The following is a 22,559-nucleotide window of genomic DNA, read 5'->3' as shown; positions in this document are numbered from 1 at the left end:
TTTATTTAATGATACAAAAAAATAATAAAAACAAAGGTAAAACGTAATTATTACTATTTACAAAACGTAATCATTCCTATATAATACTTTTAGTTGATTATGTAGGGAGAGAATGAGATGAAAAAAACCAAAGCATTTTTATTGCTTATTAGCAGCTTGCTAAGTTTGCTATTTGTTACTGCTTGTAATGAACAAGAAGCAACACAAAATGATAGTAATACATTGAACGAAGAAAAATTAGAAATTTATACTACGATTTATCCTTTAGCTTTTTTTACTTCGGAAATAGGTGGTTCTTACGTAGACGTAACGTCAATCTTACCCGCAGGTGCCGATCCCCATACATTTGAACCTACTTCAAAGATGATGGTGGACATTGCTGAAGCAGATGCTTTTATTTACAATGGGGCAAATTTAGAAAGTTACGCTGATTCAATAAAAGATGCGCTAGCAGAAGAAGATGTTAGGATGATAGAAGCGGCAACAGAGTTGGATTTATTAGCCTATAGCCATCATCATAGTGACGATTCAGAAAATGCTAATAGTCATGAAGAAGAGAAGGGGCATGGAGATACTGAATCAGATAATAATCATGAACAAGATTCACATGATCATGGAGATATAGATCCGCATGTTTGGTTAGATCCTATGTTAGCTATAAAACTAGCAGAAACGATAAAAGATGAGCTAATTACGCAAATACCTAAACAAGAAAAAACTTTAGAAGCCAACTATCAAAAATTAGCAAATAAACTGACGGAACTGGATAGAACGTTTCATGACACATTAAAAAATGGTGAAAAGAAAGAAATTCTTGTGGCGCATGCAGCGTATGGATATTGGGAAAAGGCTTATGGAATAGAGCAAATAGCTATTACTGGTCTCTCCTCATCAGATGAACCATCACAGAAAGAAGTTGAGAAGATACTTGAGCAAGTAAAGGAATACGGAATTAACCATTTATTTTTCGAACAGAATGTTTCATCGCGTTTAGCTTCAGTAATTCAAAATGAGGCAGGTATAAAAGCACTTCATTTGCATAATCTTGAAGTATTGACACAAAAAGATATAGATAATAATGAAACATACTTTACCATAATGAATAAGAATCTAAAGTCTTTAAAAAAGGCGTTAGAATAAAATAACTTGAAACAAATCACAAAATAAATACCCACAAAAAGTAAGTTAGCTTAAAATTACTTTTTGTGGGTATTTTTAGTTAAACAAATACTTTTTGACTTAATTATGAACTTTTTGTGACATTTATTATTTTTTTAATACTTATCTCATAATAATTGTTAAAATGTATTTGTTATGAAATAGTATTTACACTTTACATACATTTAAGTATAATAACTTTTGTCATTTGTAGAGTGATAGTATGATAGTAATAGGTTGGAAGAGAAAGGAGATAATAAAATGAAGCGTGTTCGTTCTATGATGAAGCTTTTTATTTTATTCGTAGCAACATTAGCTTTGACTGCCTGTGAGCCCTTGACAGTATTTGATCCGCAGGGTCCAGTCGCACGTAATTTAACAGATCTTATTATTTTTTCGATTATTTTTATGGCGATTATTGTGATAACGGTATTTATTTTATTTGGAGTTATTGTTTGGAAATATCGTGAAAGAAAAGACAATAAAGATTATGAACCACCGTATGAAGAAGGTAGTAAAGCATTAGAAATCACTTGGTTTTTAATACCGGTTGTTATTGTAATTGCATTGACAATTCCTACGGTCATAACAATATCAGATGTAGAAAATGTACCTGAAGGCTATGAAGACCAAGAACCATTAGTTGTTCATGTAACTTCTGCAGACTGGAAGTGGATATTCAGCTATCCAGAACAAGATATCGAAACAGTGAACTACATGAACATTCCTGCAAATCGTCCGATTCATTTTAAGATGACATCGGCTGGTACCATGCAGTCATTTTGGATTCCGTCACTTGGTGGTCAAAAATATACGATGGCAAACATGCAGACACAACTTTATTTAGTTGCTGATCGTGAAGGTGAATATATCGGGCGTAATACAAACTTTAATGGAGAAGGTTATGCGCACATGGATTTTGAAGTAGTAGCACAATCCACAAAAGATTTTAATGAATGGGTAGAGGAAGTTAAGAATACGGCTGACGAATTAACTGAAGAACAGTATGAAGAGATTCTTGCTCCTACTGTTATTGGTCGAGAAACTTACAATGGTACACATTTACAATGGATCGATCATGCCCATGGAGGTTCTGAAAAGTACCTTAATCCAGAGGCTTATGATGGTCATCTAGAGAACAAACAACCAGATAATGATTCAGTAACAGATAACGAATCAGAGGATAAAGAATAGAAATTTTTATTCGGAGGTGAAGAATAATGAAATTAGATGAATTTTTCGTTACAGGTGATCCTTTAATTTTAGGATCACAAATTGCGATTGGTTTAACAATGGTCGGATTAGTTGTATTAATTACTTATTTAAAAAAATGGAAATGGTTATGGAATGAATGGTTTACCACTGTTGATCATAAAAAAATAGGTATTATGTATATTATCGCAGGTGTATTAATGTTCTTCCGTGGTGGAGTAGATGGGTTAATGATGAAAGCTCAAACTTCTCGTCCCAACATGGAATTTCTAGATGCACAGCATTATGATGAAGTATTTACTACACATGGTGTAGTGATGATTCTTTTTATGGCAATGCCGATGTTAATTGGTATTATTAATGTGGTCATGCCACTTCAAATCGGTGCACGTGACGTTGCATTCCCAAAACTTAATGCATTAAGCTTTTGGACATTTTTTGTTGGTGCAATGCTCTTCAATATCTCTTTTGTAATCGGTGGATCACCAGATGCCGGCTGGACATCTTATTTTCCTTTAGCGGGTAAAGAATTTTCACCTGATGTAGGGAATAACTATTACGCAATAGCATTACAAATTGCAGGTATTGGAACGTTAGCATCAGGTATAAACTTTATTGTTACGATTTTGAAAATGCGTGCTCCAGGGATGAAACTATTGAAAATGCCAATGTTCACTTGGACTACATTAGTAACTTCAGTGTTGATTGTAGCAGCATTTCCAATCTTAACTGTAGCCTTAGCATTGATGACATTAGATCGTATTTTTGGAGCACACTTCTTTACCGTAGCTGCAGGCGGTGATCCAATGCTTTGGTTAAACTTATTTTGGCTTTGGGGTCATCCAGAGGTATACATTGTTGTACTACCAGCATTCGGTATGTTCTCTGAAGTAATTGCTACATTCTCTCGAAAGAATCTATTTGGCTATGTAACAATGGTTGTTTCCATTGTAGCTATTGCATTTTTAAGTATGCTAGTGTGGGTTCACCACTTCTATACAATGGGTAACAGTGCAGCAGTTAACTCTGTATTCTCAATTACAACCATGATGATTGCGATACCTACTGGTGTGAAGATATTTAACTGGCTCTTTACCATGCGGAAAGGGCGAATTCAGTTTTCTAATGCCATGCTTTGGGCATTGGCATTTATCCCATGTTTCACCATTGGTGGAGTAACCGGGGTTATGTTGGCTATGGCAGCAGCGGACTATCAATATCATAATACAATGTTCTTAGTTGCGCACTTCCACTACGTATTAATTCCAGGTGTAGTGTTTGCCGTTTTTGCAGGTCTTTATTACTGGTGGCCAAAAATGTTTGGTTTTAAATTGAACGAAAAAATCGGTAAATGGCATTTCTGGTTATTTGTAATTGGTTTTAATTTAACATTTATGCCAATGTTCTTCGTTGGTTTAGACGGAATGTCTCGTCGTATGTATACGTACTCTGAAAGTACTGGTTGGGGAGCTTGGTTAGGTGTGTCAGCTGTTGGCGGGCTTATTCTAGCCGCTGGTTTTGCAGCATTAGTGTATAATATTTATTGGAGCTTCCGCTATGCATCACGCGATATTGGTGGAGATCCATGGGATGCTCGTACATTAGAATGGGCAACTGCTTCACCTGTTCAAGAATATAACTTTGCTGTTATACCGGAAGTAACAGATCATGATGAGTTCTGGAAAATGAAAAAAGAAGGACGAAACACACTTAAAAAAGAAGACGTCAAAGATATTCACATGCCAAGTAATTCTGGCATACCGATTATATTTAGTGTAGCAATTGGGATCGTTGGTTTCTTCTTAGTATTTGAATGGAACACTTTAGCAGCAATTTTCTCTGTAGGTATTATTGCTGGCTTAATTGCTAATTCTTTTGACTATGATGATGGCTACCATATTCCTGCTAAAAAAGTATGGGAAACAGAACGAAAGTGGAGAGGTGATCTATAATGGCATCACAAACATCAACACCATTAGAGTATAGTACAAAGCAAAATGAAATGAATATACTAGGCTTTTGGATTTTCTTAGGTGCTGAAATTGTGTTATTCTCCACTTTATTTGCAACATACTTTGTTTTAGAACAAAGTCATGCTGGAGGACCAACACAAGGCGATTTATTTATTCTGAAAGATGTATTAATTGAAACATTTTTACTGTTAACAAGTAGTTTTACCATGGGATTGGCTATCCATCAAATGCGTGATAACAATAAATCTGCAATGTTAGTTTGGACCATTCTAACATTACTACTTGGACTTGGTTTCTTATATTTTGAGATAAATGAATTTATACATTATGTGCATGAAGGGCTTACTATGCAAACAAGTGCATTCGGTTCTGCATTCTTCACATTATTAGGTACGCATGGACTACACGTATCACTAGGTATTGGTTGGGTTGTATTGTTAATTATTCAAGTTCTACGACGTGGAATCACTGCTGTTACAGCACGTAAGTTTTTCATTGTCAGTTTATATTGGCATTTCCTAGATGTTGTGTGGATCTTTATCTTTACCTTTGTGTATTTGAAAGGAATGATGTAAGATGAAAAAACAATTTCCGTTAAATCATGTCGTAGGTTTTATTTTATCAGTCGTTTTAACTATTTTTGCAGTTTTTATTGCATTGGAAACAGATTTTACAACAACCATAAAATTATGGATAATCGGCGCATTTGCGATTTTTCAAGCATTCGTGCAACTAATTATGTTTATGCACATGACAGAAGGTAAAGCAAAAGTAGCTAATATCATTAATATTTCATATAGTATTTTCTTAGCAGTGGTTATTGTGGCAGGATCTATTTGGATTCTAACTACTGGTCATGCGGCGCATTAAAATAGAATAATAAATTCGTTAAGCTCTCTTGTGAATTTACTTCTTTCAAGTAAATAGCAAGAGAGCTATTTTTATTTGAAAATGTAAGCATGTCATTCATTCTGGTGTGGACTTAGATGAGATTCCGACTGAGGACCGAATAATCTTCCAACCTGTTGCGGTTACCAATTATTTCTGATTTTCTTATACTTAATGTAGTTCCAAAATAACGTTGTGAAAAAGTGAATGAATAGTTTTTTAAATTCAAATTTAAGATGGTGAGAATAAGTATAACATTCGCTTATACAACTATAGGATGGAGATGATCATATGAATCTATATGAAATGGAACAAGTAATGATTGATAGACGACCTAAATAACTTGGAAAGGAGGTTCAATAAAATGAAGGTCGTCATGGATAAAAATAAATAAAAGCTATTTTCTAATAATGAATTGGGAAATAGCTTTTATTTATTTATCAGAAAATTCATGATATACTGTTTCTTATTATCATGCAAAGAAGGTTAAGAGATAATGGAGCAATTCACAGAGAATGTTATTAAAATTATAGAAGGCATTCCTTCAGGAAGAGTAATGACATATGGTCAAATTGCTAAAATAGCAGGAAATACAAAGGGTGCTAGGCAAGTATCATGGATTTTACATCGTATGAGTAAAAAATATTCTTTACCTTGGCATCGAGTAATTAATAGTAAGGGTGAAATTAGTTTTCCAGGAGAAAAGGCTCTTTTTCAAAAAAGACTATTAGAAGATGAAAAAGTTGAATTCAATCAATCTAATAAAGTAAATTTACATACTTATGGTTATGTTCCAAACAGGGAATTTATATAAAATTTTTAACATTAGATGATACTTTTATTAAAGGGTGAAATATTATGGCATGGAGTTTCGATACAAAGTCTGTTCAATTATCATTAAAAAATACAAATGAAATCAATAGTAAAGTAACACCAATTTATCAAACAACAGCATTTAAATTTTCTGACTTAGATGATCTAGAAAGTTTTTATCAGGGGGGAAAACAATATCTTTATTCTAGAGTCGGGAATCCCAATACTGATGAACTAGGTGCTTCTGTAGCTCATTTGGAAGCAGCTCCTGCTGGCATAGCCACTTCTTCTGGTTTATCAGCCATATTAGTAGGAATTTTAGCTGTAGCGAAAACAGGTGACCATGTTCTAGCGACCACAGATATTTATGGTGGAACTTATCAATTACTTGCAAATGAACTAGCCGAATTTGGCATTGATGTGTCATTTATTGATTTTGATAAAGCAGATGAATTGGAAAATCACATTCGTGAAAATACAAAACTAGTATATTCTGAATCAATTACTAATCCACTATTAAGAGTAGAGAACATTAATCAGCTAGTAAACATGGCAAGAAAACACAATCTATATACGATGGTTGATAACACTTTTGCTACACCCTACTTGTGTCAACCCTACAGTGATGGTGTAAATCTAGTTGTACATAGTGCGACGAAGTATTTAGCTGGACATAGCGATGTGACAGCAGGTATTTTAGTTGGTGACGAAGAACTAATTGAAAGAGCAAAAATGAAAGTAGTAAATATGGGAACGAATCTAAGCCCATTTGATGCATGGTTAGCTGTTAGAGGAATGAAAACATTAAGTGTCCGTATGGAACGCCAGAACAAAAATGCACAAATATTAGCTGATACATTATCTAAACATCAAGCCGTTTCTAAAGTTTATTATCCAAAACATGCTTCACCAAAAGGAAATGGTGCTATTGTATCAATTGATCTAACAAATAATTGTAATATAAAAGGCTTTTTCCAAGCGTTGGATTGGGTGAAAATTGTTCCAACATTGGCTGGGGTGGAAACATCGGTATCCTACCCATTAGCTACTTCTCATCGAGCCTTACCGAAACAAATACAAGAGGAATTACAAATAACAGAAGGATTAGTGCGCATCTCTGTTGGTTTAGAAGATGTATCAGATATTATTGAAGCTTTTGAATCTGCAATCGAAGCGTCGATATTAAAACAATAGATAAATTTTTTTGTTCCTTGCATATTACAAAAACGATATTTCAAATTATCGTAACGAATCTGTATAATAGATAATATACGTGTGTGTAAGGAGGAAAAAATAATGAAGTATGCAGTAATAACGGGCACATCTAGAGGATTAGGTGCATCGATTGCAGCATTATTTTTAAAACAAGGTGTCAATGTTATCGGTATTTCACGTAATGAAAATAATGAACTAGCGAACTTGGCTGATGAAAATAATGTGACGTATCAACATTATACTTGTCATCTTGCCAATGTAGAGAAGGTTGATAAAGTTTTTTCCATTATCTCTGATCAATTAGTTAGAAAACAAACATCTTGTATTTATTTCATTCATAATGCTGGTACGGTAAATCCAATTAATACAGCAGAAAATTATACTGCAGAGGCAATTGATTCGCATGTCCATGTGAATTTAATTGCACCAATGATCGCTTCTAGTATCTTTTTAAAAGCAGTAAAGAAATGTAATATCCCATTAATCAATGTATATGTTACATCAGGTGCAGCAAATCGTTCTGTCTATGGTTGGAGTGCTTATAGTGCAACAAAAGCAGGGCTAAATCGATATGCAAGAACTCTTGCATTAGAGCAAGAGGAATTAAATACAAATAGTAAAGCAATTATTTTTGATCCAAGTATTATGGATACCGGGATGCAAAATGAAATTCGCTCTACATCAAAAGAAGCTTTTCAGGATGTAGAACAATTCCAACAATATAAAAGGGAAGACCAACTTAGGAATACGAATACAGTAGCGGAAGTATTAATTGATATACTGATAGAACCTGCAGTTATTGAAAATGGTAAATACTACAGTGTCAAAGATATATTGTAAAAAAAGAATATAAAAAACAAGGCACTAACCCATTTTTGTAATATCCCTTCCCATTTCTATAATAGTTACATATTCTATAGTGAAATAAGTAAAGGAGGGAATTACAAGATGAGTGCAGGTTATAATTATGGTGCTGGTTTTGCGTTGATTGTTGTGTTATTCATCTTATTGATTATCATTGGTGCTTCTTGGGGATATGGTTACTAAGCATCACGTATTAGATTTATAAAAATAGAGAACGCAGCTGCTGCGTTCTCTATTTTTAAGTGAATTTTATTGACATTATCTCTATAGTAGAAGAAAATGTAATAATGGATAAAATAAAAGGTTTATACATAAGTGTAGGAATGACTTATTCCTTCGTTTGACGAGGGAGACTAATGGCTAGATTGCTTAAAATGAGATATAGTTAAATAAGAAAGGAAGGATTGTGGAATGATTACACGAAAAAGTACGCGTGAAATTGAAATGATGAGAAAAGCAGGAGAGTTACTAGTAGCTTGTCATAAAGAAATAGCAAAAAGAATGAAACCAGGTGTGACGACACAAGAAATTGATCAGTTTGTGGAAAAATTTCTAGCTGAAAATGGAGCGACACCAGAACAAAAAGGATATAATGGTTATGAATATGCTACTTGTGCTTCGATAAACGATGAAATTTGCCATGGTTTTCCTCGAAATGAACCACTAAACCAAGGCGATATTGTTACCATTGACATGGTCGTTAATTTAAATGGTGGTTTGGCTGATTCTGCTTGGACCTATGTCGTAGGAGAACCCGATGAAAAAACAACACATCTATTAAATGTAACAAAAGAAGCATTATATAAAGGAATAGAGCAAGCAAAAGTTGGTAATCGAATTGGCGATATAGGCCACGCTATCCAGCAATACGCAGAAGCAGAAGGTTTTTCAGTAGTACGTGATTTTACAGGGCATGGTATTGGACCAACTATTCACGAATCGCCACATATCCCTCACTATGGTTTACCTAATAAAGGAGCACGATTGAAAGAGGGCATGGTTATTACAATTGAGCCAATGTTAAACGAAGGGTCTTGGCATAGTAAAATGGACAGTAATAATTGGACTGCGAGAACGGTTGATGGGAAACGTTCTGCACAATTTGAACATACCGTCGTTATTTCAAAAGAAGGACCAATGATTTTAACAGAACAAGATAAATCATAGATGCGTATGGCAGCACACAGCAACAAACCGTGTGCTGTCTTTTGTTTTATAAAAGAATTATTATTTTTCACAAACATACAAAGAAATATGTTAAAGTATCTAAAAAGCTTTCATGGGGGGGAGTAGATGGAGACAAGAATAATTTTAAATAATCAACAATCTGTAAAGATAAAAATGGTGAAAAAGGGGTTTATTGCTGCCTTACCGATCATTTTAGGCTACCTCCCTATTGCGATTACATATGGTGTTTTAGCGTCTCAATCTGGCATATCACTGTTTGAATTAACAGCGATGAGCATACTTGTTTATGCAGGAGCAGCACAATTTATGGGTGTAAACATGATAACAGTAGGGGCGGGTTCAATTGAAATTATAGTTGCGACATTTGTACTTAATTTTAGGCATTTTGTCATGAGTTTATCTTTTGCGAATCGAACAAGACCATTAGAGAAGAAATGGAAAATCCCACTATCATTAGGATTAACAGATGAATCTTTTTCTGTAGCATCGTTAAACACAAAAGAAGGAAATCAAGAAGCAGGCGGTTATTTTTATGGTACCTTAATGGTTACTGCTTACGCTTCATGGATAGTAGGTTCTTTTCTCGGTGGCGTATTAGGAGACGTAATTCCTGAGACGTTAAGCCGAAGTATGGGTATTGCGTTATATGCGATGTTCATTGCATTATTAATTCCCTCGGTAAAAAAAGAGATACGCTTCGGATACATAGCGATTGTAGCAATGGTTTTAAATTATGTATTTTCCTATCAATGGGCTTTAGCACAAGGATGGAGCATCGTTTGTAGTACATTGCTTGCAAGTTTTATTGGTACATTCATGATAAAGGGGAGATCATTTTGATTATGGTTATAGTGATTGGTATGGCTTTTGTTACAATGGTACCTCGTTTAATTCCGGTATTTATTGTTGATAAAATTCAATTTCCTAATTGGTTGAACGGATGGTTGGATGTTATTCCATATGCAGCACTAGGAGCGTTGATTTTTCCTGGTGTGCTGACAGTTATTCCAGAAAAACCTTGGATTGGTTTCATCGGTTCGTTATTCGCTGTTTTATTCGCTGTTTTTCGTGCAAATATCATTTTTATTGTTTTAGGAGCTAGTATAGCCGTATTCTTATTGACGTTATATTAAGTGTAAAGAAAAGCCACGTTTAGTAATGTATACAATACTTAAACATGTTACATTGCTAAACGGGTTTTTTAATTTTTTTTCTTTGGGAAGGGTTCAATATGGATATGTGCGTGTGGAACATTATGTTTATGTGCTAATAATTCTTCAATACGATCGGTAATGTGATGGCTTTGTGCCACTGTTAACTGAGGATTAACATATAATGTGATTTCGACTAATGCTTGATTGCCATGTAATCGACCTTTTATATCTTTCACCTCTAATACTTCTTCATCTTTGCCAACACTTTGTTTGATCGCTGCTAACGTTTCTTCATCAAATCCATCAGTTAATGTGTGGCTAGCATCTCTAAAGATTCCCCAAGCTGTTTTACATATAATAATTCCCACAATTACTCCTGCAATCGGATCTATCCAAAAGAAACCAAATTGAGAACCGACTATGCCGATAAAAGCACCGATACTTACTAAAGCATCTGATTTATTGTCTTGTGCCGCTGCATATAAGGAACTACTATTTACTTTTTCAGCCAATTGTAAGTTATATCGATAAACCCCATACATTACGAAAGCAGCAATTAAAGCAGTCCAGCCTGTTAACATACTTGGTTGATTATAATTTGAATATACAATGGATTGGACGGTTCCAATAATAACTTGTAACCCAACGGATATCATAATAAAAGCAGCGATGAGTGAAGCAATCATTTCTGCACGATAATGACCATAATGATGATCTGCATCAGGGGGTTTTCTTGATATTCGTAAACCGATTAAAACAGCAATAGAAGCAATAACATCTGTTGTATTATTTAATCCATCTGCACGTAAAGCTGACGAACCGCCAATGGAGGCAATGATTAATTTTATCAAAGCTAAACATAGGTAAGCTATAATACTAATCCATGCTCCTTTTTCTCCTTTTTTTAAATTGTTATATTCATTCATGGATTTTCCTCCTGTTCTAATAGCATACCAAGCTTACCAAACCGATTGTGGTTGAGTCTAGAGAAAAAATAGTTCGCCTAGCAACATCAATTGTGGTATAGAAAGGATGTTTACTTTGGTAAACATTCCTAGCCTGTCTATTTATTATTTTGTAATACATTTTTTTAAAATATAAATCCATAATAGGATATAGCATCTATGAAAGAAGGTGATAAAAATTGGATAGTCAGCTTGATCATAAAGCAAATGATTTACATGAAAAAAGATGGGCAATCGTTTCTTTAGCTTCGATACCTTTAATTATGACATTGGGTAATTCCATGTTAATTCCTGTATTGCCTTTAATGGAGGAAAAAATAAATATTTCTTCTATACAATCTAGTTATATTATTACTTTCTATTCTATTGTTGCAATTTTCCTCATTCCAATAGCAGGTTTCTTATCCGATCGATACGGAAGAAAAATTGTCATTATTCCTTCTCTTTTAATTGCTGGAGCAGGAGGGTTTTTATCTGGTTATGCTGCCTGGAAAATGGAGTCGCCTTATTTAATGATATTAGTTGGTCGTGTTTTGCAGGGTATTGGCGTATCAGGTACTGCTCCAATTGTATTACCCTTAGTAGGTGATATGTTTGAACGAGAGCGTGATGTTAGTACGACATTAGGTTTAATTGAAACAGCTAATACGTTAGGAAAAGTACTTAGTCCTATTTTAGGTGCTGCCTTAGCAAGTGTAATCTGGTTCTTGCCATTTTGGACAATCCCTATATTCTGTATCGTGTCAGCAACTTTTGTGCTTTTTTTAGTGAAGAAACCAAATAAAAAAGAAGCACCCTTTTCATTTAAACGTTATTGGCAAAATACAAAAGCAACCTTTAAAGAGCACGGAACATGGTTGCTTGCTGTTTTTATTATTGGGATAATTTTAATGTTTGTCTTATTTGGTGTTCTTTTTTATCTTTCAACAGTATTAGAAGATAAATATCAAATTGAAGGGATAAAGAAGGGTTTTTATTTAGCAGTTCCACTTGCAGCATTATGTCTATCTTCTTATATTGCAGGGAAGAAAATTGGTTCAGATATAAAATTAATGAGAGCAATTATTATTATTGGCTTACTTATTTTATGTAGTTCCATTCTTGCCATTGGATTTTCAGATTATTTTATTTATATTTTATTTGTTTTTGTAATTGGCGGGATAGGAATTGGAGTTGGTCTGCCTTGTTTAGATGCTATTATAACGCAAACAATCGAAAAGGAAGTACGCGGAACAACAACGTGTCTATATAGTTCTGCACGATATATTGGTGTTGCACTAGGTCCTCCGGTTACAGCAGTATTGATGAAGTATAACATTTGGTGGATGGTTGTGGTCTTTAGTATATCTATTGCAATTGCCGTTTTTTTTGCTTTTTATAAAATACATCGTACAGCAAACTAATTCTTTTTTGTATAGATTTTTTGCTAATGTTCATGCATGAAGAAAATATATAATTAATTCTGAAAATTATATAGATAACTATTGCAATCAAACAAAAAATCTTAGATAATAGAAAAAAGGAACAAGGGGGCGTGTTCCATGAAAAAGCAAAAGGCCAATTACTTGTTAAGCAGTTTTGCTGCTGTTAAGGATTCACCCATTAAAGCAAAAAAAGAGATTTCCTTTGAAATCAAACTTGCTTCACAATTACTTTTAGATGATTTAGTTTCAAGATGGAATAAATCACAGTTGGAACAACGTATTAATGAAGCCATTGATCATCAAGATAAAATAGCCTTTCTGCAATTAAGTAAAGAATATCAAGCCTACACATACGAATTTTAAAACGATAATATTCCTTGTCATTTAGGGCAAGGAATTTTTTTGTGGTAAATATAATATTATAATATACAATACTTAAGCTGTTAAAATTATGTTATAGTGAAATTGATACAGAAAGAATCAAAGTGAAAGGATTTTTATATGCGAAAATATGTCATTATAATTATATTTTTCGTTGGGATGTTTTTAACAGCTTGTCAACAGGAAAATACACAAGAAACTCAAAATACGAATGAAAATGATCAACAAGAACAGAATGAAAATACAGATCAATCAAACGAGAATGAAAATAGTGAGCAAACATCAGATGAATCAAAAAATGGGAAAAAAGATGAAACAAACCAAAATGAAGATAATAATGAAAACGATCAAACAGAAGAGATTAATAAACATATTGCTAAAGTAGAAAAAAACACAGGTTTGCATGTTGTTGATAATCCTGAAAGTATAAAAGTATATGTTAATAAACAAAGAAAATTACCAGTTGGTTATACTCCACCTCATTTAACTGTTCCAGATGTACCACATTATTCTGCAGAAGGTCATCCAAAACGACAATTACAAAAAGTAGCAGCAGACGCCTTAGAAAAATTGTTTGCTGAAGCAAAAAATCAGGGCATTGGATTGGTTGCCGTTTCTGGTTACCGTTCCTATGAACGGCAAGAGCAAATATATCAAAATAATGTGGCAACTAACGGAAAAGAGCATGCGGATAAATATTCAGCTAAGCCAGGAACAAGTGAACATCAAACAGGTTTAGCAATGGATGTTGCATCTGCTACAGAAACAACTGCAACATTGCTTGAGCAATCATTTAGTCGAACAGATGCAGGATCATGGTTAGCGGAACATGCGCATGATTTTGGCTTTATTATCCGCTATCCAGAAGGTAAAAGTAATATTACTGGATATAATTATGAACCATGGCATGTCCGTTATGTTGGTAAGGATGTTGCAATGACAATTTATCAAAAGAAAATCACATTAGAAGAATATTTTGGTTATGATTATTGATCTGATTAAACCCCCTTTCCTCAATTACTTTGAGAAAGGGGTTTTTTATAGTTTTCTTATAGAAAAAACGATACAATAGACAGGAATAAAACTTTATTTAAAGGGGTAGAATAGATGTCTTATCGAATAGAAAAGGACACACTTGGTGAAATAAAAGTAGATAAACGGAAGTATTGGGGTGCACAGACACAACGCAGTATAAATAATTTTCCAATTGGTACAGAAACAATGCCAACAGAATTGATTTCGGCTTTTGGAATATTAAAGCAAAGCGCTGCCATAGTAAATCATGAACTTGGTCAATTAGAAGAAGAAAAATTGTTGGCTATCCAGTTTGCGGTTAATCAAATGGTTAACGGAGTATTAGTAGATCATTTTCCATTAGTAGTGTGGCAAACCGGCAGCGGTACACAAACAAATATGAATGTAAACGAAGTAATTGCTCACGTAGGAAACAAATGGCTAGCGGAACAAGGAAGTAAAATCAAGTTACATCCAAATGACGATGTGAATAAATCCCAAAGTTCCAATGACACTTTCCCAACAGCTATGCACATTGCTTCGGTATTGTGTATCGAGAACCGTTTATTCCCCGTGCTAGAGAAAATAAAGGAAACATTACATAAAAAGATACAGGCTTACAGTCATATTGTAAAAATTGGAAGGACGCATTTACAAGATGCAACACCACTAACTTTTTCCCAAGAAATTAGTGGGTGGCTAGAAATGATTACTCAATCAGAGAAGATGATTCAAGATAGCTATGTTTATTTAGATAAACTTGCCATAGGAGGGACTGCAGTTGGGACAGGTTTAAATGCTCATCATGACTTTGCTGAAAAGGTATGTGAAGAAATTAGTCAGTATACCAATCGTTCATTCACATCTGATCCTAATAAATTTTATGCTTTAACCAGTCATGACGCAATTGTGCATACGCATGGAGCTTTAAAAGGACTTGCTGCAAATATGATGAAAATTGCAAATGATATTCGTTGGTTAGCAAGCGGGCCGCGTGCAGGGATAGGTGAAATTACTATTCCAGCTAACGAACCTGGTTCATCTATTATGCCTGGTAAAGTTAACCCTACACAGACGGAAGCGATTACAATGGTAGCTACACAAGTGATGGGTAATGATACAACGATTGGTATAGCAGCAAGTCAAGGGAACTTTCAACTAAATGTATATAAACCTGTTATTATTTATAACTTTCTTCAATCTATTCAGCTTTTAGCAGATAGTATAGATTCCTTTGATAAAAGATGTATGAAGGGTTTACAACCAAACCAATCGCAAATGAGTAAATATGTAGAAAATTCGCTTATGCTGGTCACAGCACTCAATCCTCATATAGGTTATGAAAAAGCTGCGACAATTGCGAAAAATGCTTATGAGAAAAATATTACATTAAAAGAATCTGCAGTATCTTTAAATGTACTAAGTGATACAGAGTATGATCGTTTAGTACAACCTGAAGAAATGATTGGTCCAAAGGATAAATAAGGTTTTTTTCCCATTCATTTTTATAATAGCTTTTAGATTTTTGCTCACACTAAAGCTTGTAGGAGGTGAGTAAAAGATGGCAGATCAAAATAGATCAAATCAATTACTAGTTCCTGGAATTGAACAGGCTTTAGATCAAATGAAATATGAAATTGCACAAGAATTCGGAGTTACCCTTGGTGCAGGAGAAACAGCACGAGCTAATGGTTCTGTAGGTGGAGAAATCACAAAACGCTTAGTAAAACAAGCTGAACAACAATTCGGTTCACAACAACAATAACATATAACTTGGCTTTAGAGGCACCAACATTGCGTGCCTCTTTTTTTGATAGCTTATTATTTATATGAACGGAGGTAAATATGATGTTTGTATGTTTGGCTTGTAATGGAATGGTTGCAATAGAAGAAGATTGTGTAAAGTGTGGTACGAAGATGGAGGACGTGGGGAGAGTGATCAATCAATTTGATGATTATGCTCCTTATATGGAAGATGAGGAAATGAAGTTGTTAGATGGAGATATTTACTCAAAACAAAATCATCATTGTTTACATCTGGTGCATTGTCCAACATGTAATCACAGCATGCACGTGTCACTAAAAGAAATATATATGAATTAAAAAGAAGCGGAAAGGAAACCGCTTCTTTAAGAAATAGTTAAATTATTTAATTCGGTCTTCTGTTTCTTTATCAAAGAAATGAGATTTATGCATATCTAGTGCCAATTCAATACTTTCTCCGCCATGGATATCAGTACGAGAATCAACACGTGCAACGAAGTCTTGATCAGAAAGCTTAGAATATAAATATGACTCAGAACCCATTAGTTCAGCTACATCGATCGTTGCAGTAATAGTAGAACCTGGATTTGCATCAATAAATACTGGTTCATCATGTATATCTTCTGGACGAACACCTAGAATTACTTCTTTACCAATATAGCCTTGATCACGAAGAACTTTCATTTTACCTTCAGGTACATCAATCTTCATATCATTTGTTATGGAAAGTTTACCTTCTTCCAAAACACCAGAGAAGAAGTTCATTGCAGGTGAACCGATAAATCCACCAACAAAAATATTATTTGGCTTATCATATACTTCTTTTGGTGCACCAACTTGTTGAATGATACCGTCTTTCATAACAACAAGACGAGTTGCCATGGTCATTGCTTCCGTTTGGTCGTGTGTTACATAGATTGTTGTTGTTTGTAAGCGTTGGTGTAATTTTTGAATTTCAGCACGCATTTGTACACGTAATTTAGCATCTAAGTTAGATAAAGGTTCATCCATTAAGAATACTTTTGCATCACGTACAATTGCACGACCTAATGCCACACGTTGACGTTGACCACCAGATAATGCTTTTGGTTTACGATCTAAATATGCTTCTAATCCAAGAATTTTTGCAGCATTTTGAACGCGACGATCAATTTCATCTTTTTTAAATTTACGTAATTTTAATCCAAATGCCATGTTATCGTATACATTCATATGTGGATATAATGCATAGTTCTGGAATACCATTGCTATGTCACGGTCTTTAGGAGCAACATCATTCATTAATGTATCATCAATATAGAATTCACCTGAAGTTATTTCTTCTAGACCAGCAATCATACGTAATGTGGTCGACTTACCACAACCAGATGGTCCAACGAATACAATAAATTCTTTGTCGGCAATATCAAGGTTGAAATCATCAACTGCTTTTAGCGCACCTTTTTCATATACTTTATCAATATGTTTCAATGTTAATTCTGCCATTTTTAAACCCTCCTGCATTTATGAAAACGTTTTAAGTATAAGTATAGTTTAATCTAAGCTTAGAAGTTGGTAAATAGTAAGCGTGCACAAAAAAAATAATATAATTTGTGCACGCTTCCATTGCTTACTCGTTTTTCTTTTTTAATAAGAGAATTAAGTATACAGATAATGCTTCCTCAAACTGTTTTACATCAATACTTGTTTTTTCAATGAATTTGTCAATTCGATATTGGAGACTATTTCGATGCATATACATTTTTTTTGCTGCTAGACTAACATTTGAATTGCATTCTAGAAAAATTTGGATAGTCTTTAGTAATGCTTCATCAGTAGTTGTTTCCTGTAAAATAGATTCAATCAATATTAGATAGTCTTGTTCTGAAAGAGACTCCGTTAATAAATAAGGGATGGCACTTGTATAGGTGATAACTGCTTTTTGATTACTTTTGCGAATGAGCTTATATGCTTTTTTTAACCACTTGTAGTAATAGGATGCACGATCAGTCATTGTAAAAAATGGGCTAATAAATAGTTGTAAGTCAAGATAAAAATCACTACTAAACACATCAATTATTTCTGAGAAAGAAATATCATCATCTACCATGGGTCTTATTTCTTGAATGATGATTCCGTCTAATGGCGTTTCCCATAAAATAGGTACTTGATATGGGAATAAACCATGAATGGCCTCTTGGAAAGCTGCTAAATTGCTTGGTTCTTCTGATAAAGAAAAAAAGATAAAACGATATGTTTCAGGCATATCTCCCCAGTTAGGCTTTTCATTGTCAAATAGAAGCGTCATCCATTTTTTTTCTGTGTCTGAGCTTGGTAATTGCAATCCATGATAGGATTTTAGAAAAGCCATTAAAATTGCTTTATCTTTTGAAGTAATTTCCTCTTTTTTAATTCCGATAATTTCATTATTTGGTGTAATGAACCATTGGTAATCTTTTTTTCTTAATGGATCAATGGTATTTCCATGGATAAGGGATGGAAAGATATTCTTCAAATTTTGTAGCATGAGAGGGCTCCTCTATTTTTTCTTACTATTATAACAAACCATTTGCCAAATAAACTAGATATCTTTTCTTTGTATGGTTTGGTATATATAATGTAAAGAGAAATTTTAAACGCTTAGGAAAGGATGTACGATTAGCTTTGAATATATTGATAATGTTTATCATGATGATAACCATCGGTGCATTAATTGGAGGAATAACAAATTCTTTAGCTATAAAAATGTTATTTCGACCATATTACCCATTGTACATAGGAAATTGGAAGCTTCCGTTTACACCTGGATTAATTCCAAAACGTAAAGATCAATTGGCACAACAGTTAGGGGATATGGTGGTACAACATTTATTAACAGAAGAAAGTATAAGAAGAAAATTAGCAGATAAAACGGTAAAAGTGAAACTGACTGAGTTGGTAAAGAAAGAAACAGAAAAGCGGTTAGAAACCGAAAACACACTAAGAGAAGTCTTATTAATGATTAATTCGAGTATAAAAGAAGATGCCATTCGTCGCTTTATACAAGAACAAGGAACAACGGCTTTCCAAAAATGGTTAGTAGTCAATAAAGATAAACAAATTGGCTTTTTAGTAAATGAAAAATTGCAAATTGACGTAGAAACATATGAACTCAATATTGTTCATTATTTGCAAACTAGTCTTGTTAAATATTTAAAAAGTGAGGAGTCGAAAGCACATATACAATATATGTTGAGAGAAAATCTAAATGCAAAAGGAATGTTTGGTAGTATGTTGTCTTCCTTTTTCAGTGGAGAAGGGTTCATTGAAAAAGTTCAACAAACAATTATTCGTTATACGCAGTCAGAAAAAGCACATCTATGGTTGAGAACTATTATTCATAATGAATGGGAAACGTACAGCAACCAAACAGTACAAGAGGTAGTGGAACAGATTGGTCAAGAAAAAATGGAAATGAAATGGAACCGTTTAATACAACATAATTTAGACTTGAACAATCTATTAGATCAGCCTGTAAAAAAGCTATTTGCCCCTATACAAATGATGTTATTGAATACTGTAACCAATGCAGTCGTTCCACTTATCGAATGGTTTCAATCTAGATTAGGCGGAATTATGAAAGGGTTAAACTTAGAAAAATTAATAGCTGAAGAGGTACAATCCTTTCCATTAAAACGTGTAGAAGAGCTTGTGCTAGCTATTTCAAAAAAAGAATTTCGTATGATCACATATTTGGGTGCTTTTTTAGGTGGGATAATTGGATTTATTCAAGGAATTATTATCGTTTTGGTTGGATAAATAAAAAAGGTTTGATATAGTGTATGAGTAGGTAAGCTATAATTTTAGGAGGATTTTTTAATGGCAAATATTTATGATAGTGCATATGATTTAGAAAAAGCAATTCGAAACAGTGATGAGTTTCAAGCGTTAAAGAGTGCTTATGATACCGTAATGGCTGACGATATTGCAAAAAAAATGTTCGATGATTTCCGTAATACACAAATTGAATTGCAACAAAAACAAATGCAAGGACAAGAAATTACGGAAGAAGAAGTAGAACAAGCAAGAAAAGTTGTTGAAACAGTACAACAACACGAGCAAATTTCTAAACTCATGGAAGAAGAGCAACGTTTAAATGTGTTAATCAACGATGTAAGTAGAATCATTACAAAACCACTTGAAGAGTTGTATGGTGTAGAAGAGCAAGAATAATAAGATGAAGAATCTCGCTGTGAAGCGGGATTTTTTCATTTAGTACGCTTTAATGACTATCACTTTTATATTACAATTAACAACTATTATTGGTATGCTTAAAAATGAAAGAAAATTTGAAACAATTTTTAAATTAGTTACGTATGTATTAACGGAGTAGGAAAAGAAGGGAGAAACACAGATGACATTAAGATTGGAACAAGTCACAAAACAGTTTGGTTCATTTACTGCTGTAGATAATCTTTCGCTAGAAATACCAGACAAACAAATATTTGGTTTTTTAGGTGCGAATGGTGCTGGAAAGACAACCACGTTCCGTATGATTTTAGGCTTAATCGATGCTACCGACGGAAAGATTAGTTGGAATAGGGAAACGATTGATTACAGTAAAAGTGATCACATTGGTTATTTGCCGGAAGAGAGAGGATTGTATCCTAAATTAAAAGTAAGTGAACAAATTATATATCTGGGACGATTACGAGGGATGAAAAAAAGTGACATCTTAACAGAGCTTAAGGGATGGCTAGAGCGCTTTAAAGTACCAGAGTATTTAGATAAGAAAATTGAAGAATTATCTAAAGGTAATCAACAAAAGATTCAATTTATTTCTGCCGTTATTCATAAACCCAAATTACTAATTCTTGATGAACCGTTTTCTGGATTAGACCCGGTAAATGTAGAAATGCTAAAAGATGCTGTAAAAGATTTAAAAGAATCAGGAACATCTATCGTGTTTTCCTCTCACCAAATGGATCATGTAGAAGAGTTGTGCGAACATTTATGCATTATGCAGCATGGAAAACCAATTGTTCATGGTGCACTTACAGAGATTAAACGCTCTTTTGGAAAGAAAAATTTATTTATTCATGCAGATTTTGAACTAGATTTTTTAAAAGATCTACCAGGGGTTGTTTCCCAAAAGAAATTCCCAGAAGGATGTAAGCTTCAAATTGAAAGTGAAGAAATTTCCCAAAAGGTTTTGCAAGCAATTCAACATAAAGGTTTTGTAAGAAGATTTGAGTTAGAAGAACCTTCATTGAATGACATCTTTATAGAGAAAGCAGGTGAATCCTATGAATAAATTTTGGATTGTATTAGCACATACGTATTGGACGCGTTTTAAATCAAAATCATTTATCATTACTACAGCCATCTTTTTATTATTTATTATTGGTATTGCCAACATTCAATCTATTATTGAACTATTTGATCGTGATAACGAGCCAGATGTTGTAGCAGTAATAGATGAAACAGATTCTATATATTCTGTTTTATCTGATAGTATAGAACAAATGGATAACAATTTTATTTTAGAATCTTATGAGGGATCGTTACAAGAAGCAGAGAAGAAAGTGCAATCAGAAACATATGTAGGGGTATTGAAAATTACCTACAATGAAAATGACTTACCAGTCGGTTCTTATCATACGAATCAATTAACGAATACATCGATCTCTACCATACTTAAAAATCAATTACAACAAATAAAAGTAGCAATGGCCACGAATCAAGCCGGTGTAGACCAAGCAGTTATTGAATCCATTTATGCACCAGTGAATTTTGATACGGTACCTATTGAAAGCAGTGATGGTACAACAGCAAAAACAGAGGAAGAATTAAGTGGAGCTAGAGGCCTTGTTTATGCCATGTTATTTTTGTTGTATATGACAGTTTTAACTTATGGAAATATGATTGCGATGGATGTGGCAAATGAAAAATCTTCTCGTGTGATGGAAATTTTAATTTCTAGCTCCTCACCAGTTAGTCAAATGTTTGCTAAGATTAGCGGCATTGCTTTGCTTGGTTTAACACAGATTGCTACATTTATCATTGCTGGTTATGTATTAATTAAACAAAAACAAGATGAATTAGTTGGTGGTATGTTTGCGTTTTTTGGATTATCAGATATTCAAATATCTACATTTGTCTATGCGGTTGTCTTTTTCCTTTTAGGTTATTTATTATATGCAACTCTTTCCGCTATGCTAGGCTCATTAGTTAGTCGTATGGAAGATGTACAGCAAATTATGATGCCAGTCATTCTTCTAGTTGTTATCGCATTTATGGTGTCTATATTCGGACTAAATGCGCCAGATAATAGCTTTATTACCATTACGTCTTATATTCCTTTCTTTACCCCAATGGTTATGTTCTTACGTGTGGGAATGTTAGACATACCATTTTGGGAAGTTGGTTTAGGAATTGGTATAATGATTGTCACCATAACTATTTTTGCAATAATTGGTGCACGTATATATCGTGGTGGTGTGCTCATGTATGGGAGATCCTCTTCACTAAAAGATTTCAAACAAGCAATGCAACTGTCTAAAAAAGAATAATCAAATAATTTAAGAG

Annotated in this window: 25 protein-coding genes; 22 read left to right on the top strand and 3 right to left on the bottom strand. The window is 33.7% G+C overall.

The annotated features are described in order from the left end of the window. Positions 1-117 precede the first annotated feature (117 nt). The 12 genes from BN1058_RS06555 to BN1058_RS06500 all read left to right on the top strand — a co-directional run bounded on the left by BN1058_RS06555 (position 118) and on the right by BN1058_RS06500 (position 10,444). The gene (locus tag BN1058_RS06555; RefSeq protein ID WP_090854601.1) at positions 118-1,140 is read left to right on the top strand and encodes a metal ABC transporter solute-binding protein, Zn/Mn family; all 1,023 of its coding nucleotides are present in this window, start codon (positions 118-120) and stop codon (positions 1,138-1,140) included. 279 nt (positions 1,141-1,419) lie between these two features. Further along, positions 1,420-2,352 carry a cytochrome aa3 quinol oxidase subunit II gene (gene qoxA, locus BN1058_RS06550; RefSeq protein ID WP_255307013.1) on the top strand — a complete coding sequence of 311 codons (933 nt, stop codon included), beginning with the start codon at positions 1,420-1,422 and terminating at the stop codon, positions 2,350-2,352. Between the two features lie 26 nt (positions 2,353-2,378). Beyond that, entirely contained in the window at positions 2,379-4,322 is a 1,944-nt protein-coding gene (gene qoxB / locus BN1058_RS06545) for a cytochrome aa3 quinol oxidase subunit I (RefSeq protein WP_090854599.1), read from the top strand. Next, the gene (gene qoxC, locus BN1058_RS06540) at positions 4,322-4,918 is read left to right on the top strand and encodes a cytochrome aa3 quinol oxidase subunit III (protein ID WP_090854596.1); all 597 of its coding nucleotides are present in this window, start codon (positions 4,322-4,324) and stop codon (positions 4,916-4,918) included. Before qoxB ends, qoxC begins: the two co-directional genes overlap by 1 nt. Before the next feature lies 1 nt (position 4,919). Next, positions 4,920-5,213, top strand: a complete 294-nt coding sequence (gene qoxD, locus BN1058_RS06535) for a cytochrome aa3 quinol oxidase subunit IV (protein WP_090854593.1) — start codon at positions 4,920-4,922, stop codon at positions 5,211-5,213. A gap of 514 nt (positions 5,214-5,727) precedes the next feature. Further along, positions 5,728-6,045, top strand: coding sequence for an MGMT family protein (locus BN1058_RS06530; RefSeq protein ID WP_090854590.1), 318 nt, complete (start codon positions 5,728-5,730; stop codon positions 6,043-6,045). A 44-nt stretch (positions 6,046-6,089) separates the two neighbouring features. Beyond that, the gene (locus BN1058_RS06525; protein WP_090854587.1) at positions 6,090-7,238 is read left to right on the top strand and encodes a trans-sulfuration enzyme family protein; all 1,149 of its coding nucleotides are present in this window, start codon (positions 6,090-6,092) and stop codon (positions 7,236-7,238) included. Between the two features lie 102 nt (positions 7,239-7,340). Beyond that, a complete protein-coding gene (locus BN1058_RS06520; RefSeq protein ID WP_090854585.1) occupies positions 7,341-8,099 on the top strand; it encodes a (S)-benzoin forming benzil reductase in 759 nt (252 codons plus the stop codon). A 108-nt stretch (positions 8,100-8,207) separates the two neighbouring features. Beyond that, complete coding sequence (locus tag BN1058_RS06515; RefSeq protein WP_079709084.1) at positions 8,208-8,306, top strand: YjcZ family sporulation protein; 99 nt, start codon at positions 8,208-8,210, stop codon at positions 8,304-8,306. 228 nt (positions 8,307-8,534) lie between these two features. After that, positions 8,535-9,290 carry a type I methionyl aminopeptidase gene (gene map, locus BN1058_RS06510; protein ID WP_090854582.1) on the top strand — a complete coding sequence of 252 codons (756 nt, stop codon included), beginning with the start codon at positions 8,535-8,537 and terminating at the stop codon, positions 9,288-9,290. A gap of 126 nt (positions 9,291-9,416) precedes the next feature. After that, a complete protein-coding gene (locus BN1058_RS06505; RefSeq protein ID WP_090854580.1) occupies positions 9,417-10,151 on the top strand; it encodes an AzlC family ABC transporter permease in 735 nt (244 codons plus the stop codon). Between the two features lie 2 nt (positions 10,152-10,153). Continuing rightward, the gene (locus BN1058_RS06500) at positions 10,154-10,444 is read left to right on the top strand and encodes an AzlD domain-containing protein (RefSeq protein ID WP_369688252.1); all 291 of its coding nucleotides are present in this window, start codon (positions 10,154-10,156) and stop codon (positions 10,442-10,444) included. Between the two features lie 68 nt (positions 10,445-10,512). Here BN1058_RS06500 and BN1058_RS06495 read toward each other — a convergent pair whose 3' ends face one another. Beyond that, positions 10,513-11,391: a cation diffusion facilitator family transporter gene (locus BN1058_RS06495; RefSeq protein WP_090854576.1), complete on the bottom strand. Its 879-nt coding sequence runs from the start codon at positions 11,389-11,391 to the stop codon at positions 10,513-10,515. Positions 11,392-11,693: 302 nt separating this feature from the next. Here BN1058_RS06495 and BN1058_RS06490 point away from each other — a divergent pair, with 302 nt between their 5' ends. The 6 genes from BN1058_RS06490 (at position 11,694) to BN1058_RS06465 (ending at position 16,352) form a co-directional block, all read left to right on the top strand. Beyond that, a complete protein-coding gene (locus BN1058_RS06490; protein ID WP_090856050.1) occupies positions 11,694-12,833 on the top strand; it encodes an MFS transporter in 1,140 nt (379 codons plus the stop codon). Between the two features lie 138 nt (positions 12,834-12,971). Beyond that, the gene (locus BN1058_RS06485; RefSeq protein ID WP_090854574.1) at positions 12,972-13,217 is read left to right on the top strand and encodes an IDEAL domain-containing protein; all 246 of its coding nucleotides are present in this window, start codon (positions 12,972-12,974) and stop codon (positions 13,215-13,217) included. Between the two features lie 138 nt (positions 13,218-13,355). Further along, positions 13,356-14,228, top strand: coding sequence for a M15 family metallopeptidase (locus BN1058_RS06480; protein WP_090854571.1), 873 nt, complete (start codon positions 13,356-13,358; stop codon positions 14,226-14,228). 114 nt (positions 14,229-14,342) lie between these two features. After that, complete coding sequence (gene fumC, locus BN1058_RS06475; RefSeq protein ID WP_090854568.1) at positions 14,343-15,734, top strand: class II fumarate hydratase; 1,392 nt, start codon at positions 14,343-14,345, stop codon at positions 15,732-15,734. A gap of 76 nt (positions 15,735-15,810) precedes the next feature. Beyond that, positions 15,811-16,014 carry an alpha/beta-type small acid-soluble spore protein gene (locus tag BN1058_RS06470; protein ID WP_090854565.1) on the top strand — a complete coding sequence of 68 codons (204 nt, stop codon included), beginning with the start codon at positions 15,811-15,813 and terminating at the stop codon, positions 16,012-16,014. Positions 16,015-16,097: 83 nt separating this feature from the next. After that, complete coding sequence (locus tag BN1058_RS06465) at positions 16,098-16,352, top strand: hypothetical protein (RefSeq protein ID WP_090854562.1); 255 nt, start codon at positions 16,098-16,100, stop codon at positions 16,350-16,352. Between the two features lie 42 nt (positions 16,353-16,394). On the opposite strand, the gene BN1058_RS06460 is transcribed toward BN1058_RS06465, so the two are convergent. Then, positions 16,395-17,498: an ABC transporter ATP-binding protein gene (locus BN1058_RS06460; protein ID WP_090854558.1), complete on the bottom strand. Its 1,104-nt coding sequence runs from the start codon at positions 17,496-17,498 to the stop codon at positions 16,395-16,397. 124 nt (positions 17,499-17,622) lie between these two features. After that, positions 17,623-18,519: a PucR family transcriptional regulator gene (locus tag BN1058_RS06455; RefSeq protein WP_090854555.1), complete on the bottom strand. Its 897-nt coding sequence runs from the start codon at positions 18,517-18,519 to the stop codon at positions 17,623-17,625. A 137-nt stretch (positions 18,520-18,656) separates the two neighbouring features. Here BN1058_RS06455 and BN1058_RS06450 point away from each other — a divergent pair, with 137 nt between their 5' ends. The 4 genes from BN1058_RS06450 (at position 18,657) to BN1058_RS06435 (ending at position 22,543) form a co-directional block, all read left to right on the top strand. Next, positions 18,657-19,790: a DUF445 domain-containing protein gene (locus tag BN1058_RS06450; RefSeq protein WP_141652124.1), complete on the top strand. Its 1,134-nt coding sequence runs from the start codon at positions 18,657-18,659 to the stop codon at positions 19,788-19,790. Positions 19,791-19,850: 60 nt separating this feature from the next. Then, a complete protein-coding gene (locus BN1058_RS06445) occupies positions 19,851-20,204 on the top strand; it encodes a YlbF/YmcA family competence regulator (protein ID WP_090854548.1) in 354 nt (117 codons plus the stop codon). A 181-nt stretch (positions 20,205-20,385) separates the two neighbouring features. Next, positions 20,386-21,285, top strand: coding sequence for an ABC transporter ATP-binding protein (locus BN1058_RS06440; protein ID WP_090854545.1), 900 nt, complete (start codon positions 20,386-20,388; stop codon positions 21,283-21,285). Beyond that, positions 21,278-22,543 carry an ABC transporter permease gene (locus BN1058_RS06435; protein ID WP_090854542.1) on the top strand — a complete coding sequence of 422 codons (1,266 nt, stop codon included), beginning with the start codon at positions 21,278-21,280 and terminating at the stop codon, positions 22,541-22,543. Before BN1058_RS06440 ends, BN1058_RS06435 begins: the two co-directional genes overlap by 8 nt. The last annotated feature ends 16 nt before the right edge of the window (positions 22,544-22,559 follow it).

Origin of the sequence: Paraliobacillus sp. PM-2 (genome assembly GCF_001368815.1) — a bacterium.
GTDB lineage: Bacteria > Bacillota > Bacilli > Bacillales > Amphibacillaceae > Paraliobacillus.
This window is presented reverse-complemented; position numbering and strand designations above follow the sequence as displayed.

Coding starts and splice junctions, on each gene's coding strand:
- qoxD (WP_090854593.1), top strand. CDS start 4,920: ATGAAAAAACAATTTCCGTTAAATCATGTCGTAGGTTTTATTTTATCA.
- BN1058_RS06480 (WP_090854571.1), top strand. CDS start 13,356: ATGCGAAAATATGTCATTATAATTATATTTTTCGTTGGGATGTTTTTA.
- map (WP_090854582.1), top strand. CDS start 8,535: ATGATTACACGAAAAAGTACGCGTGAAATTGAAATGATGAGAAAAGCA.
- BN1058_RS06460 (WP_090854558.1), bottom strand. CDS start 17,498: ATGGCAGAATTAACATTGAAACATATTGATAAAGTATATGAAAAAGGT.
- BN1058_RS06520 (WP_090854585.1), top strand. CDS start 7,341: ATGAAGTATGCAGTAATAACGGGCACATCTAGAGGATTAGGTGCATCG.
- BN1058_RS06525 (WP_090854587.1), top strand. CDS start 6,090: ATGGCATGGAGTTTCGATACAAAGTCTGTTCAATTATCATTAAAAAAT.
- BN1058_RS06485 (WP_090854574.1), top strand. CDS start 12,972: ATGAAAAAGCAAAAGGCCAATTACTTGTTAAGCAGTTTTGCTGCTGTT.
- fumC (WP_090854568.1), top strand. CDS start 14,343: ATGTCTTATCGAATAGAAAAGGACACACTTGGTGAAATAAAAGTAGAT.
- qoxA (WP_255307013.1), top strand. CDS start 1,420: ATGAAGCGTGTTCGTTCTATGATGAAGCTTTTTATTTTATTCGTAGCA.
- qoxB (WP_090854599.1), top strand. CDS start 2,379: ATGAAATTAGATGAATTTTTCGTTACAGGTGATCCTTTAATTTTAGGA.
- BN1058_RS06465 (WP_090854562.1), top strand. CDS start 16,098: ATGTTTGTATGTTTGGCTTGTAATGGAATGGTTGCAATAGAAGAAGAT.
- BN1058_RS06530 (WP_090854590.1), top strand. CDS start 5,728: ATGGAGCAATTCACAGAGAATGTTATTAAAATTATAGAAGGCATTCCT.
- qoxC (WP_090854596.1), top strand. CDS start 4,322: ATGGCATCACAAACATCAACACCATTAGAGTATAGTACAAAGCAAAAT.
- BN1058_RS06500 (WP_369688252.1), top strand. CDS start 10,154: ATGGTTATAGTGATTGGTATGGCTTTTGTTACAATGGTACCTCGTTTA.
- BN1058_RS06505 (WP_090854580.1), top strand. CDS start 9,417: ATGGAGACAAGAATAATTTTAAATAATCAACAATCTGTAAAGATAAAA.
- BN1058_RS06455 (WP_090854555.1), bottom strand. CDS start 18,519: ATGCTACAAAATTTGAAGAATATCTTTCCATCCCTTATCCATGGAAAT.
- BN1058_RS06445 (WP_090854548.1), top strand. CDS start 19,851: ATGGCAAATATTTATGATAGTGCATATGATTTAGAAAAAGCAATTCGA.
- BN1058_RS06515 (WP_079709084.1), top strand. CDS start 8,208: ATGAGTGCAGGTTATAATTATGGTGCTGGTTTTGCGTTGATTGTTGTG.
- BN1058_RS06470 (WP_090854565.1), top strand. CDS start 15,811: ATGGCAGATCAAAATAGATCAAATCAATTACTAGTTCCTGGAATTGAA.
- BN1058_RS06495 (WP_090854576.1), bottom strand. CDS start 11,391: ATGAATGAATATAACAATTTAAAAAAAGGAGAAAAAGGAGCATGGATT.
- BN1058_RS06440 (WP_090854545.1), top strand. CDS start 20,386: ATGACATTAAGATTGGAACAAGTCACAAAACAGTTTGGTTCATTTACT.
- BN1058_RS06555 (WP_090854601.1), top strand. CDS start 118: ATGAAAAAAACCAAAGCATTTTTATTGCTTATTAGCAGCTTGCTAAGT.
- BN1058_RS06490 (WP_090856050.1), top strand. CDS start 11,694: ATGACATTGGGTAATTCCATGTTAATTCCTGTATTGCCTTTAATGGAG.
- BN1058_RS06435 (WP_090854542.1), top strand. CDS start 21,278: ATGAATAAATTTTGGATTGTATTAGCACATACGTATTGGACGCGTTTT.